The organism is Bradyrhizobium sp. LMG 9283 (assembly GCF_045571415.1).
GTDB lineage: Bacteria > Pseudomonadota > Alphaproteobacteria > Rhizobiales > Xanthobacteraceae > Bradyrhizobium.
In genome coordinates this window covers 7,205,436-7,218,986 of record NZ_CP120691.1, presented here as the reverse complement: position 1 = coordinate 7,218,986, position 13,551 = coordinate 7,205,436, and the positions used below count along the sequence as shown (strand labels likewise).

Here is a 13,551-nt window from a genome sequence, read left to right as displayed (position 1 = left end):
ATTCCGAAAAGGGTAGAAGTCGCTTGTGGGCCGTGCCCGAGAATCTAGTCAATTGGAAACCGAGGTTATGGTTGCTGCTGTAGAAGACCAGCAGAACGGCAGCGATATCATCGCTCCGGCCCGCAGTGACTGGACGCGTGCCGAGGCCGAAGCGCTTTATGAGCTGCCATTTTCCGACTTGATGTATCAGGCGCAGAGCATTCATCGCGAGAACTTCGACCCAAATCACATCGAAGCGGCAAGCCTGCTCAGCATAAAGACAGGGGGCTGCCCAGAAGATTGCGGCTACTTCTCACAGAGCGCACATTACGACACGGGGGTGAAAGCCACCCGCCTGATGCATCCCGACGTCGTTGTCGCGGCCGCGCGACGCGCCAAGGACGCCGGCTCCACCCGCTTCTGCATGGCGGCGGCGTGGCGCAGTCCAAAGGATCGAGATCTCGATCAGGTCTGCGAGATGGTCAGCGCAGTCAAGGATCTCGGCATGGAGACATGCGTCACCCTTGGCATGGTGACGTCCACACAGGCTGCCCGGCTCGCCGGCGCCGGTCTCGATTTCTACAATCACAACATTGACACCTCGCCTGAGTTCTACAGCAAGATAGTAACTACCCGCACGTTGCAGGACCGCATCCACACCTTGGCGAGCGTTCGCGAAGCCGGAATCAAAGTCTGCTGCGGCGGCATTATCGGCATGGGCGAGCGCGTCGAAGACCGGCTCGGCATGCTGGTGCTACTCGCCAATCTGCCGAGCCATCCGGAAAGCGTTCCGATCAACCTGTGGAATGAAGTCTCGGGTGTGCCGGTCAATGACACGGCCGAGCGCCCCGACCCGATCGCCTTGGTTCGCCTGGTCGCGACCGCCCGGATCATGATGCCCAAGAGCGTCGTTCGGATGTCGGCCGGACGTCAACATATGACCGACGAATTGCAGGCCCTGTGTTTCCTGGCCGGAGCAAATTCTATCTTCATCGGTGATGTGCTGCTGACCACCAAGAACCCGCAGCGCGACCGCGACGCCAAGTTGCTGGTCCGACTCGGTATCAAGTCCAATCTCTCTTAAAAGCGGCTCTGCGACGGCGCTATGCGCAAAACGCCAGCTTAGGTGAAAAATGAACATCACATTGATGAAAGGCAAAATCCATCGTGCCTCGGTGACCGAGGCCGATCTGCACTATGAAGGCTCGATCTCCATTGATCGCGCCCTATCGGAGGCAGCAGGATTTCTGACGAACGAGCGTGTCGAAATCTATAACATCGACACTGGAGCGCGGTTTGCCACGTATGTGATCGAAGCGCCGCCGGGGTCAGGCATAATCGGCCTGAATGGTGCCGTCGCACGAATGGCAATGCCTGGAGACAAAATCATCATTGCTGCATATGCGTTGTTCGATGAGGCGGAAGCAAAGACGTTCAAACCACGCGTCGTGCTGGTCGATCGAGAAAACCGCGTTCTGTCAGGCTAGGCGGATCTATCAATTTTGTCCTTTTGCGGCCAGCAGGGCCGGCTCATAACTGTCCGGAGTCAGCAATGCACCCCGCCGATAAGGACGCCACTTACGTTAGGGCCTTGCATGCCCTCAACGATGATAACCGCTTGCGAACGTTGAAGCCCCGGGGTGGGATTGATTTCACTTCGAACGACTATTTGGGCCTCGCGAGTGCGCCTCGAATGAAGACAGCCCTCTTGGCTGCGCTCGAGGCGGGTACACCGATTGGAGCGGGCGGATCACGGCTTCTGCGCGGAAATTGCGTGGAACACGAACGTCTCGAACTGGAGGCTGCACGGTTCTTTGGCGCGCAGACGGCTCTTGTCTTTGGGAGCGGATACGTCGCAAACTTCGCGATCCTGACAACGCTGCCGCAGCGCGGCGATCTACTCGTTCTCGATTCTCTTGTGCACGCCAGTATCCATGAAGGCGCGCGGGCCGGCAGGGCGGAGTTTCGGATAAGCACTCAGAATGATCCCCAATCGGTCGAAAACACGATCCGTGACTGGCGGTCCCAAGGCGGAATTGGTCGCGTCTGGATTGTTGTCGAAAGTGTCTACAGCATGGACGGCGATTTCGCGCCGCTCAAGGACCTGGTCGGCATCGCGAGCAGGCATGACGCGTTCCTGATGGTGGACGAGGCGCATGCCACTGGGGTGTACGGAGAGCAGGGGCGAGGCTTGACCGGGCCCTATGAGAGAAACGATAATTTAGTGGTCGTCCATACCTGCGGTAAAGCGCTCGGCGCCGCCGGGGCCCTCGTAGTTGCCTCCACGGCGATCCGTGATTTCATGGTCAATCGCTGCCGTCCGTTTATCTTCGCGACCGCGCCATCGCCTTTGATGGCTGCTGGCATCCGAGAGGCGCTGTTGATCTTGCAGGAGGAACCCGAACGCCAGCAGCGCTTGGCAAACCTGGTCGCGTTCACACATCGCGAGATGAAGGCGCGGGGTCTGCGGTGTCCTTCGAATTCGCAGATTGTGCCGTATATCGTGGGCGACAACGCGCAAGCAATGCAACTCGCCTCGGCGATGCAGGCGCTTGGCTTCGATATTCGCGGAATTCGGCCGCCAACCGTGCCGGCAGGCACAGCGCGTTTACGAATATCATTGACGCTCAACGTCGGAGAGCAGGACGTGAGCGCGATGCTTGATGCGCTGATTCATGAAACCAGAGGCTTGTCGCGATGAGCCTGCGGATAGTAGTAACGGGCACAGGTACAGGCGTTGGCAAGACGGTGTTTTGCGCAGGTCTCGCCGACCTTATCGGAGCCGACTATTGGAAACCGATTCAGGCCGGGCTTGAGGATGAGACGGATAGCCAGCTTGTCGCAAAGCTGGGCGATCTCTCGCCTGATCGCATCGTCCCTGAGATATATCGCCTTCGAACCCCCGCTTCGCCCCATCTAGCCACCGAGCTTGATCGAATTCACATCGACGTGGGTTCGCTCAACGTTCCGGACGTCGGTGACCGACCGCTGGTGATCGAGGGCGCTGGCGGGCTGATGGTACCCCTGGATTGCGGCACGCTGTACGTAGACATCTTTGAGCGATGGCGACTTCCTGTCGTGCTTTGCGCGAGCACGACGCTAGGTACGATCAATCATTCCCTGTTGTCGATTGAAGCGCTTCGCCGCCGCCACATTCCTATCCTCGGGGTTGCGTTCATCGGCGATCAAAATGCCGAAACCGAGAACGCAATTTGCGACATCGGAGGCGTGCGCTGGTTGGGTCGATTGCCATTGCTGTCTCCGCTCACATCGACAACGCTAAGGGCTGCGTTCAAAAACGCATTCTCTCCACGACGATTTCAAACAGTGCCGCAAAGCAAAACCTCTCCGATCTGGCATCCATTTACTCAACATGCTCTCGAAGGCAAGATGAGCAAGGTGGTTCGTGGCGATGGCGCCTATCTCCACACCGCAGATGGTCGCCGTATCATCGATGCAATCTCGTCTTGGTGGGTCGTGACCCACGGCCATTGCCATCCAGCCATTGTGCGTGCCATTCAAGAACAGGCAGGCAAGCTCGACCAGGTTATTTTCGCCGGATACACGCACGATCCCGCTGAAGAAGTTGCAGAACGAATTCTGAGGCTCGCGCCGCGTGGTCTTGACTATGTATTCTTTTCGGACAGTGGCTCGGCCAGTGTGGAAGTCGCCATCAAGATGGCCCTAGGCTATTGGCATCATAACCGCAAAGAGCGAACCCGCATTGTTGTGATGCAACATTCCTATCACGGCGATACAATTGGCGCGATGTCGGTTGGTGCCCGCGGCGTCTTCAACGCAACGTATCGTCCATTGCTGTTCGACGTCGACACCATCCCGTTCCCCGCAAAAGGTCGAGAGCGGGAAACCCTAAATGCGCTCGCATCTGTATGCCGAACCCAACGTCCGGCCGCTTTTATCGTAGAGCCCCTGATACTCGGGGCAGGTGGAATGCTGATGTACCCAAGTTGGGTGCTCAGAGAGATGAAGCGGATCTGCGAGGCCGCCGAGGTCCTTTTCATTGCTGACGAAATCATGACAGGTTGGGGCCGCACGGGAAGCCTGTTTGCTTGCGAGCAAGCGAATGTTACGCCCGACATCGTCTGCTATTCCAAGGGAATCACGGGGGGAGCGGTCCCGCTCGCTGTGACACTTTGCCGTTCAGAAATTTTCGAGGCCCACTATTCGAATGATCGAACGCGTACGTTCTTTCATTCCAGTTCATACACTGCGAACCCAATGGCTTGTGCTGCTGCGAAAGCGAACTTGGAGCTCTGGGAGGATCCGGAGACTCGTCGCCGCCTCACGTCGGTAATAGGTATGCAAGAGAAGGCGCTTGAAGCATTCCGCAATGATGCGCGTTTTGAGAACGTCCGTCGGACCGGCACAGTCACAGCCCTTGATCTCAAAGTGAGTGATGCTGGGTATCTCGCTGGCGTAGGTCCAAAGCTCCATTCATTCTTTAAGGATCGAAATATTTTGTTACGACCACTGGGAAATACAATCTATGTGATGCCGCCCTATTGCGTGACAACGGCTGATATTGATGAGATCTACAGCGGCATACGAGAAGCTGCCGACGCCTTCGGAGACTCCGGTTCTGGGGCTTAGCATCCGGCACTCTGGCCATTCAGGCGGCTAACGTGTTGGTCTTCGGGGCGACGTCCGCTGATTGACCCTTTTGACGGAATGTTGCGTAAAATGCTCGAAATCGCTGAACTCCTGCGCCATTTTGGCGTGCTTCGCCGGTTCTCCAACTACAAGCGCGCTTAGATTCGTAAGCCGCAATGGACTTTTTCGGATCAAAAGTTGAAGGGCTGGTGCAACGATTCTGGAGCGTTGTCGGCTTCAGACTAGCCGGCATCCACTGAGACTGACCTCGTCGAAGCGTCCAACTTTCCTATCGCGAGGCATTGCCGTCAAGCGATTGCTAGAGTTCATGGCTCGTCTCGACGTTTGATATCCATAGAGCCATTGGGTTTCGGAATCGTTCGGCAACCTGAGTTCAGTCAAAGCGAAAGTGGATGATGCAGACTTCCGGCCTTGATTTTGTGGCGCCGCTCTTTGTTCCGGCAAACCGGCCTGAGCGGTTCAAGAAGGCTGCTGCTTCGGGCGCGGACGCGGTCATTCTGGACCTGGAGGATGCGGTCGCACCCGAAGCCAAACAAGAAGCGCGTAGATCCGTTCACCTTGGCCTCGGACTTTCGGAGCATCCTGTGCTCGTGCGTATCAACGGAATGGGTAGCGCATGGCATGGCGATGACGTGGCGCTTGTCTCCTCGCTTCCCGTCGACGGGATTATTCTCCCCAAGGCCGAAATAGGTAGATCGCTCTTGCGGTTAGCCGCTGATTTAAGGCGGCGCTTACCGATAATTGCCCTCATCGAGACAGCTCGTGGGCTTAGGGACGCCTTCGAAATTGCGGCTTTCCCTGGAATAGCGCGGTTAGCTTTCGGCTCCATCGATTTCTGCGCCGAAATGGGGTGCTCGCACACCCGCGAAGCCTTGCTTTCGGCGCGATCCAGCTTGGTGTTTGCCTCCCGACTTGCAGGAAAACTGCCTCCACTTGATGGCGTCACGACGTCGGTAGATGACCCAAACCTTGCAAGAGAAGACGCCCGCTATGCGCGCGATCTTGGGTTCGGCGGAAAGCTCGCGATCCATCCTCGCCAGATTGGGCCAATTTACGCTGGCTTTCGTCCTGACGAAGGAGAGGTCGCCTGGGCGCACCGAGTGCTCAGGGCGGGTGAGGGCGCAGTTGCTGTGGATGGCGCCATGGTAGATGCGCCAGTACGAACTCGTGCTCACTCAATCATTGCGAGAGCGCAAGCTGCGTTGCCCCGGTGAAGAGCGTAGGCCTTGATGGCGCGACAGTCGATCACATCATCGGGTCTCAGGTGGAGTCCGAGCGGATCTGGGTCCGCCTGCTCGCATCCGGCACATAGTGCCAGCTCCTCGTCGCAGTACTGAATGGATCGGAATATTGCATGAGCCACACGTCGGAGCCACCCGTGGAACGCGTCACGATTCCGGTTCTTCAGCGATGGAAACATGAGAGACGTCGCATCGTAATGACCACCGCTTACGATGCAGTTACGGCACGCATCGCCGAGGCTGTCGTGGACATCATCCTTGTCGGCGATAGCGTTGGAAACGTCTGTCTCGGATTCGAAGATACGTTGCCGGTCAGCATGGCCATGATGAAACATCATCTCGAGGCGGTCGCGCGCACAAAGCCTCGTGCCTTGCTCGTGGCCGATATGCCCTTTCTCAGCTTTCATCTTGGTGTCAAGGAGACGATCCGCAACGCGGGCGATTTCGTGCGGCGTGGCGCCGCGGCCGTGAAGCTAGAGGGGGGCGCCAATCGTGTCGAGATGGTCCGCGCTTTGGTCGACTGCGAAATTCCTGTTATGGGCCATCTTGGACTCACTCCGCAGAGCGTCAATGTTATGGGTGGATTCAAGGTGCAGGGCCAGAGAACCGAGGCCGCATTGCGTTTGCTTGACGACGCGCACAGCCTCCAGGAGGCTGGATGCTTCGCGCTGGTTTTGGAGGGCATCCCCGCCGAGCTCGGTGCACGAGCGACCGAATCTCTGACGATACCGACGATTGGGATCGGTGCAGGACCGGATTGCTCGGGCCAAGTCCTCGTCTTCCATGATGTTCTGGGACTGACAGAAGGTCGTCGTCCCAGATTCGTTCGGGCCTATGCGGAGGGTTTTAAGCTATTGCAGGAGACGCTGTCACGCTGGGCCGCAGACGTCCGCAATGGCACATTTCCGACACCACAAGAATCCTATCGACTTCCCAAAGGCCTGGAAGACCAACTCTCAAACTGGACACGTTCGAATAAAGCCTGACGTGGAACTCGACATGGAAACAGTCACAACCGTCGCCGGGCTTCGCATGGCTCTCGCAAAAACTCGCAAGAGTGGCAAGCGCGTCGGATTCGTCCCGACAATGGGCTACCTGCATAAGGGGCATGTGGCGTTGATCGAGGCAAGCCGCGCCCAGAGCGACGCTACGGTCGTAAGCATCTTTGTAAATCCGACTCAGTTTGGGCCGAATGAGGATCTCAACACCTATCCGCGCGACTTTCTTCGCGATGAAAGGCAGTGCCGAGATGCGGGTGTTTCGATCCTCTTCGCACCGGATGCGCGGGAGGTGTATCCGGGAGGCTTCGAGACCCTTGTCGAACCAAGCGAACTTACAAAATCGTTGTGTGGAGCATTCAGGCCGGGGCATTTTCGCGGTGTGGCGACGGTCGTGTGCAAGCTGTTCAACATGGTACAGCCAGACGTCGCGTTCTTCGGACAGAAAGACTTTCAGCAATGCGCTGTCGTGCGTCGTATGGCGATCGATCTCGATCTTTCGGTTGAAATCGTGACGGTGCAAACTGTTCGGGAACCGGACGGGCTCGCGATGAGCAGTCGCAATCGATTTCTAAATGAGGAACAGCGCCAGCGCGCCCTCGCGATCAGTCGCGCTCTGTTCGCCGCAGAAGCCGAGTTCAAAGCAGGCGAGCGGGAAGTCGACGCGCTCCTAGAGATCGCCAAGCGCCAGTTGGAGCGAGTCGATCTGCTGCAGTACGCGGAGCTTGTCGAGGTCGATACTCTGAAGCCTGCCGAGAGTCCCCTTAGGCGTCCCGCGGTCTTTTGCGTGGCGGCCTATGTCGGGGGCACCCGGCTCATAGATAATGTGATCCTTAATTAGCAAGCGAAAGCGAAGGCGGAGCTGAAGGCCCTAGCGGAGGGACTTGGCCGGAGCGAGCACGGATGGCAGGGAGGCGAGGGGCATCGGGGGCACTCCCGCTTGGTAAACGCGGTCGGGTCGAACGGCCCGGTGTGATTACGATCAAGGCGTCCTCGGAGGTACCAAGATGAGCAAACCATCGATGAATCTACGACGCGGTTTGGCAGCACTCATCAGAGCGACCATACGTAGGAACGTATGCAACAGGCAAAGACCTTCCTCTCAACGACGGTCCAAGACATCTGCCGAATGAAACAGGCGCCGAACTGTGATCGTCCTATGAGTGCTGTGGGCAGACCACTGGAAAAGGTGCGGCGCCCGGTTTTCGACGAGGATAGCCGGTGCTAAAATTCTTGATGCAGTACGAGTCTTGCCTTTTCCGCCTTTTAGGGAACCTGGTAACGCGATCCTCGGAGGTCACTCCGGGTCGTATTTCCTCAATCTGCATGCTTTCGCGGTGTGATTTTGAGCGAGTGCCGGACTGAAGAGCAACCGGCAACGAGTAGTCTAATCGCATATTTCATGTGCTCCTCCTGCGGGGCGAAAGATTGGTTGCAGACAGTGATATCCGCAGAAGTACCGGCCGAGGCGAGCTCTCAGCTAAAGTGGGAGCGAGATCGCTCATAACGCGGGATTCAAGCAGCCTAAATCGGCGAGTCATTCTCGTCCGTTCTTCAAATGGCTTGGTCGTATCCTGTCCAACCGACGGGCCGAGCAAAATGGCGGCTCGTGGATTGCCTGAGTCCATCGCAGGCTATGCACTGCCGCCAAATCCTCGCGCGTCGATTAACTCGAACTCTTTGATGGAATCCTGCAGTAGATAATGAATTTAGCCGCATGTGAGCGCGCGAGCCCTAAGCGTTGGGCGACTTTCTTCGTCAATCCATCATAATTATTGTTTGTAGACAGCCTGCGGCAAGCGGCGGGGACGAAGGAGTCGAGCCCAAATGAGCGCGCGAACCAATAGCTTCTTGTCGGATGCCGGGTGCGAGGCGATAAGTGGGCTGCGCCAGGTCATGCTTCAAGAGAGACGGCTCTTGGACGCATTTGTGGACAAACCGGGAGCAACGCCGAGGCAAACTGCAGCCTTTGGGGTTATTGGCGCCAGGCCTTGTCAATGCGGCCGCTATTCGATACCGATCGCAGAACTTCCAGCCCAAGGCGCTCACCGCAGAGAAATCGATTCCCCCTGCCGCTGAGGCATTACGACGATTCCAGCCGAATAGTCGGGACCACGCATCGGCTTCAGCTACGGCTCTTAAGCTCCTCCATTAGGTCAGCCATTCATGAACAAGGTCTATCCCAACGCCAAGTCGGCGCTCGACGGCATTCTCAAAGACAACATGATGATCATGTCGGGCGGCTTCGGCCTCTGCGGCATTGCCGAGGAGCTGTCGGACGCGATCCGGGACTCCGGTGTCAAGGGCCTGACGGTGGTCTCCAACAATGCCGGTGTCGACGGGATCGGCCTCAGCCGTCTTCTCGAAACCCGCCAGATCAAGAAGATGATCTCGTCCTATGTCGGCGAGAACAAGCTGTTTGCCCAGCAATTCCTCGCCGGCGAGCTGGAACTCGAATTCAATCCGCAGGGCACGCTGGCCGAGCGCATTCGCGCGGGCGGCGCCGGTATCCCGGCCTTCTACACCAAGACCGGCGTCGGCACGCTGATCGCCGAAGGCAAGGAAGTGAAGGAGTTCGACGGCGAGAAGTATCTGATGGAGCGCGGCCTGTTCGCCGACCTCGCCATCGTGCACGCCTGGAAGGGCGACACCGCCGGCAACCTCATCTACCGCAAGACCGCGCGCAATTTTAACCCGATGATGGCGACCGCCGCGAAGATCACGGTGGCCGAGGTCGAGCATCTGGTTCCGGCCGGTGAACTCAATCCCGACCACATCCACACCCCGGCATTTTCGTGAAGCGCATCGTCGAGGTCGGTACGGCCAAGAAGCGCATCGAATTCCGCAACACCCGCCCGCGCACCAGCGCATGATCCGGACCCGAAGGGCCGCGTTAGCGCAAAGTGGAAGCCGGTTTTCCGATCAGATCATGCGCCACTAAAGAATCGACAGGAGCACAACGATGGCCTGGACCCGTGAACAGATGGCCGCGCGCGCCGCGAAGGAGTTGCGTGACGGCTATTACGTCAATCTCGGCATCGGCATCCCGACGCTGGTCTCGAATTACATCCCTGATGGCATGGACGTCAGCCTGCAGAGCGAGAACGGCATGCTCGGCATGGGCCCGTTCCCGTATGAAGACGAGGTGGACGCGGACCTGATCAACGCCGGCAAGCAGACCGTGAGCGAGCTGCCCTCGACCTCGTATTTCTCGAGCGCGGATTCCTTTGGCATGATTCGCGGCGGCCACATGGATCTGTCGATCCTCGGCGCCATGCAGGTGGCCCAGAACGGCGATCTCGCCAACTGGATGATCCCCGGCAAGACGGTCAAGGGTATGGGCGGCGCGATGGACCTCGTCGCCGGCGTCAAGCGCGTCGTCGTGGTGATGGAGCATTCGGCCAAGGACGGCCCGAAGTTGCTCAAGAAGTGCAATTTGCCGTTGACCGGCGAGCGGGTCGTCGACATGGTCGTCACCGATCTCGCAGTTTTCACCATCGACAAGCACGGCGACGGCGGCATGGCGCTGATCGAGCTCGCCGACGGCGTCAGGCTCGACGAGGTCAAGGCCAAGACCGAAGCCGAATTCCGCGTCGCGCTGAAAAACACCTGAGGTCTTCGAGAATGGGGCGCGCACGATGATACGGTCTGCGCGTTCCTGATTGCCTCGCCAAAAACATCTAGTCCTCGACCGCATCCGTGGATCGCGGCCTGTTCGATATCACTGGGCGGGCTTGTAGCACTTTGAAGCGAAATTGCGCAGATGACGGTCGAGATGAGCCAGCCCATTGCTGGCATTGAGCAGGCAGACGGGACTACCCTCCACCGAATCCAGCGAACAGAGCAAAGGCGCACCGGGAGCGAGCTGACTTGTGCGCTCCCGATCCCTTGGGGGTCCGTTTGCGTCGACCAATCCGGGTCAAACGCAGGATTACAGCGCCAAAGTCCAAATCATTGCATTAAGCAGTTTTGAAATATCGATACAGTAAGCCATCAAGATCCGGCTTGCGAAGCACGTGATTGGACGTTCCGCCTCGCCTAGCAGACGCATATCGCTCAAGTGTTGCGCCCGGATCTGTTCATGCACCGAGACTCGACATGCCGACGCCTCATCTGGCGTGCGGATGTGCTGCGCTAAAAGAACGGGAAATCATAACCACGTAACATCTGGAGGTTCGTATGCGTAACAGCTTCAGTAATGTCAGCCACACCACGGTGAAGTGCTGCGGCGTTTGCGGCGGAAAGTTCGGGCTAATCCGCCATTACTCTTGGCGGACTGCTCTTTGTTCCAAAAAAAGCGTAGACCGATTCGCTGCTCGCCGTGAGGCCGACCACAAATGGTTCGCTTGTCGCGCATGGTCCAGTGCAACGTACCAGGTATCAGAGAGACTTTGAGCGAGAAGAAGCTCACGCGAATGAAACTCAACATCGGATCACACGCCCGGCGTTAGAGCGCAGTCGCGAAAATGCCAGCATAATACCTGTGCGTCGCCCATCGGATCCTCCGGAGAGAGCGAACCTGAAGACACTGACGAGCTAGCGCAATGCAATTCATTCTCGTGAATCATAGGTCCCCGTGTGGCCATAGGACCTGCACCGGATGTGGTCGGTTTTTAGGAACGGGTTATCTGCGAGATGTGAGATCACGGAGACATTATTGCAATCACGATTGCTACCGACGCAGTCATTTCAGGGGTGTCCTCTTGCCCTACCTTACGGCAAGCGCCCATGTGGATGTCGTTCCTCTTGGCTTCCGGGCCTTAATGACCGCAACGTCCTGCTGGTTTCAGCTCGGGGCGGCCTCGGTCTGGTGGCTCAGCACAGCAACTCGTGCCGGCGAGCAGCCTAGGATTGACTGAAAACCCGCAGGTCAAATCCCGACCATAGGTTGTCTACGGACGACCGGACGGCCCTCTCCGAGTTCACTGCTGTCTCTGCGTCCGACGCGGCCAGGACGACATTTGTTGCGGTATAATGCGTCAGAGGGAAACTGTGCGCTTGAGATGACCCAACTTGGGAGGCGCAGTCAGATGCGCCGGTGGTGGGTCACATGCACACAATGCGTGCAGGCACAGTCGGAGAGTGGAGTTACGCTTGGCCTGGATCATGAAATCGATCACACGCCTATGAGATACGTTTCATCTCGATCTTTTCGTGTGACGACGACGCTAGTAGTGCCGCGTAGCGCAGGCTGAGCAATTGCAAGCTCCCTCGCAAATCGCTCAGCTGCACGAAACGCCTGCAGCTCGTTCTCGAATGCCAGTCCAAAGGGGTCGTCGACATTTTGCTGCCCAGCAAGACTGAAATAAAAGCGAAGCATTGGCTCGCCGACCTCATTGATACGAGGGACAACCGTTATTGGTAGAAAAGATGCGGTCTTATCGCCAGCATTCGCGTGTGCCTCCGTGAATAACGAGCCCACGAGGGCCCAAGCTCGTTGCTTGTTGGCACTACCACAGAGCACCACGGGCCACACACATGGCACGATCTGCAGAAGGTTTCTCGGTTAGGTCCCGACCGACTGCGGACGGAGTTAGGAGGATGAGCAATTCTGGCAGCATCGTAAGCAGCGCTCCATCATTGGTTGCTCCACTTACTTCAACTTGAAGAGACGAACAATCTCGCACATAGGAAAAAAATCAGATAGTTGGTACGTTTCGGGCTGATTGCTCCTTTACACCGACGATAAGGAAACAACTCGGACGTGACCTATCAGATTAAGGGTCTGAAGCTTTCACCAGAAGCCCAATAGAAGCCAGAGCGTTGGTGCGCGCACCTTTCCCGACTTCAGAGTTGGATGAGCATTCTCGCGGTGTAAAGGCTGCCGCGAGCCGCGGAAGGCTGCTCCAAAGTGCCGGCGGATGTGCGGATGTGAACGCCGAGGGCGAGGGTCTTTACGACTCCCGGGCCGCTATCAACCGGGCTTTCTCTAGACGATGCTTTAGCGCGGTGAGCTTCTCAGCAAAATCGGTCAACTCACGAATCGCGAGGTCACCAAAAACAAACTGATCGAGTGCCTCCTCTTGTGCGGCCACACTCGCAAGATGCTCGTAAGTCTTGCGTGTTAGTGACATCTCGACAATTCGGGAATCGCTTGTGGAAGGCTTACGAAACTGGCGGAGCTTGTCCAAGCGAAAATTGATTGTTCTGATCTCCCACATCAAAAGCCAGACCGCGCCCTGACACTTTGCTGAGCCAACACCGGGCAAACTTGCTGGACTGGGATGATCCGCACGCATCTGTTCTCACGGTCCCGTTCGTTTGTGGCGCGGAACGGTGACAAGGCTGTCCTCGCTCATCGGGCTCGCGTTGGGCAACTCGGATGCGTTAGGGCAGTCGCAGCATCAGTTGCTCATCCCGGTGGTCATGATCATGGACGAGTCGACGCTGTGAAATTCATCGAAATTTTAGCAATCAATTGTTGAATTCCGGCGTTAGTCCCTTCCTTCACGCGTTAATTAGCATCGGTGAACCGTTATTATGAAGTGTACAAGCGCCACGTTTTCACGAGCAGACGATTCCAGATGGAGGCGGTTTGCGCGGAGACCACCTTGTTTCAGAAGGCGTAAGGGCGAGCATGACCAATTATCTTTATCGAATCCGGATGCGCATGTACGCAAATGCCTTGTGCCAGCGCAGCAAGCGGGAAAAGCAGCAAACCATTTGGCTGCAGTACAATTTGATGCTGCTCGGGGTGCGAG

Annotated in this window: 10 protein-coding genes and 2 pseudogenes; 10 read left to right on the top strand and 2 right to left on the bottom strand. The window is 57.3% G+C overall.

Features of this window, described 5'->3' with window-relative positions:
* Positions 1 to 67 precede the first annotated feature (67 nt).
* The 10 genes and pseudogenes from bioB to P6U29_RS33680 all read left to right on the top strand — a co-directional run bounded on the left by bioB (position 68) and on the right by P6U29_RS33680 (position 10,463).
* Positions 68 to 1,063, top strand: coding sequence for a biotin synthase BioB (gene bioB, locus P6U29_RS33725; protein WP_407119481.1), 996 nt, complete (start codon positions 68 to 70; stop codon positions 1,061 to 1,063).
* Between the two features lie 49 nt (positions 1,064 to 1,112).
* Entirely contained in the window at positions 1,113 to 1,466 is a 354-nt protein-coding gene (gene panD, locus P6U29_RS33720; protein ID WP_407114582.1) for an aspartate 1-decarboxylase, read from the top strand.
* A gap of 65 nt (positions 1,467 to 1,531) precedes the next feature.
* Entirely contained in the window at positions 1,532 to 2,680 is a 1,149-nt protein-coding gene (locus P6U29_RS33715; RefSeq protein WP_407114581.1) for an 8-amino-7-oxononanoate synthase, read from the top strand.
* A pseudogene (gene bioD, locus P6U29_RS33710) lies at positions 2,677 to 3,192 on the top strand (dethiobiotin synthase); the annotation flags it as partial. The gene P6U29_RS33715 and the pseudogene bioD, both read left to right, overlap by 4 nt.
* Before the next feature lie 114 nt (positions 3,193 to 3,306).
* Entirely contained in the window at positions 3,307 to 4,590 is a 1,284-nt protein-coding gene (locus tag P6U29_RS33705) for an adenosylmethionine--8-amino-7-oxononanoate transaminase (RefSeq protein ID WP_407119480.1), read from the top strand.
* A gap of 413 nt (positions 4,591 to 5,003) precedes the next feature.
* Positions 5,004 to 5,825, top strand: coding sequence for an HpcH/HpaI aldolase/citrate lyase family protein (locus P6U29_RS33700; RefSeq protein ID WP_407114580.1), 822 nt, complete (start codon positions 5,004 to 5,006; stop codon positions 5,823 to 5,825).
* Positions 5,826 to 5,965: 140 nt separating this feature from the next.
* Positions 5,966 to 6,838, top strand: a complete 873-nt coding sequence (panB, locus tag P6U29_RS33695; protein WP_407114579.1) for a 3-methyl-2-oxobutanoate hydroxymethyltransferase — start codon at positions 5,966 to 5,968, stop codon at positions 6,836 to 6,838.
* Positions 6,839 to 6,851: 13 nt separating this feature from the next.
* Complete coding sequence (gene panC / locus P6U29_RS33690) at positions 6,852 to 7,691, top strand: pantoate--beta-alanine ligase (RefSeq protein ID WP_407114578.1); 840 nt, start codon at positions 6,852 to 6,854, stop codon at positions 7,689 to 7,691.
* A 1,325-nt stretch (positions 7,692 to 9,016) separates the two neighbouring features.
* Positions 9,017 to 9,723: pseudogene (locus P6U29_RS33685) on the top strand (CoA transferase subunit A).
* Between the two features lie 89 nt (positions 9,724 to 9,812).
* Positions 9,813 to 10,463 carry a 3-oxoacid CoA-transferase subunit B gene (locus tag P6U29_RS33680; RefSeq protein ID WP_407114577.1) on the top strand — a complete coding sequence of 217 codons (651 nt, stop codon included), beginning with the start codon at positions 9,813 to 9,815 and terminating at the stop codon, positions 10,461 to 10,463.
* Positions 10,464 to 11,966: 1,503 nt separating this feature from the next.
* On the opposite strand, the gene P6U29_RS33675 is transcribed toward P6U29_RS33680, so the two are convergent.
* Positions 11,967 to 12,170, bottom strand: coding sequence for a DUF6894 family protein (locus P6U29_RS33675; RefSeq protein WP_407114576.1), 204 nt, complete (start codon positions 12,168 to 12,170; stop codon positions 11,967 to 11,969).
* A gap of 574 nt (positions 12,171 to 12,744) precedes the next feature.
* Complete coding sequence (locus P6U29_RS33670; protein ID WP_407114575.1) at positions 12,745 to 13,089, bottom strand: hypothetical protein; 345 nt, start codon at positions 13,087 to 13,089, stop codon at positions 12,745 to 12,747.
* Between the last annotated feature and the right edge of the window lie 462 nt (positions 13,090 to 13,551).

Coding starts and splice junctions, on each gene's coding strand:
- bioB (WP_407119481.1), top strand. CDS start 68: ATGGTTGCTGCTGTAGAAGACCAGCAGAACGGCAGCGATATCATCGCT.
- panD (WP_407114582.1), top strand. CDS start 1,113: ATGAACATCACATTGATGAAAGGCAAAATCCATCGTGCCTCGGTGACC.
- P6U29_RS33715 (WP_407114581.1), top strand. CDS start 1,532: ATGCACCCCGCCGATAAGGACGCCACTTACGTTAGGGCCTTGCATGCC.
- P6U29_RS33700 (WP_407114580.1), top strand. CDS start 5,004: ATGATGCAGACTTCCGGCCTTGATTTTGTGGCGCCGCTCTTTGTTCCG.
- panB (WP_407114579.1), top strand. CDS start 5,966: ATGAGCCACACGTCGGAGCCACCCGTGGAACGCGTCACGATTCCGGTT.
- panC (WP_407114578.1), top strand. CDS start 6,852: ATGGAAACAGTCACAACCGTCGCCGGGCTTCGCATGGCTCTCGCAAAA.
- P6U29_RS33680 (WP_407114577.1), top strand. CDS start 9,813: ATGGCCTGGACCCGTGAACAGATGGCCGCGCGCGCCGCGAAGGAGTTG.
- P6U29_RS33675 (WP_407114576.1), bottom strand. CDS start 12,170: ATGCTTCGCTTTTATTTCAGTCTTGCTGGGCAGCAAAATGTCGACGAC.
- P6U29_RS33670 (WP_407114575.1), bottom strand. CDS start 13,089: ATGCGTGCGGATCATCCCAGTCCAGCAAGTTTGCCCGGTGTTGGCTCA.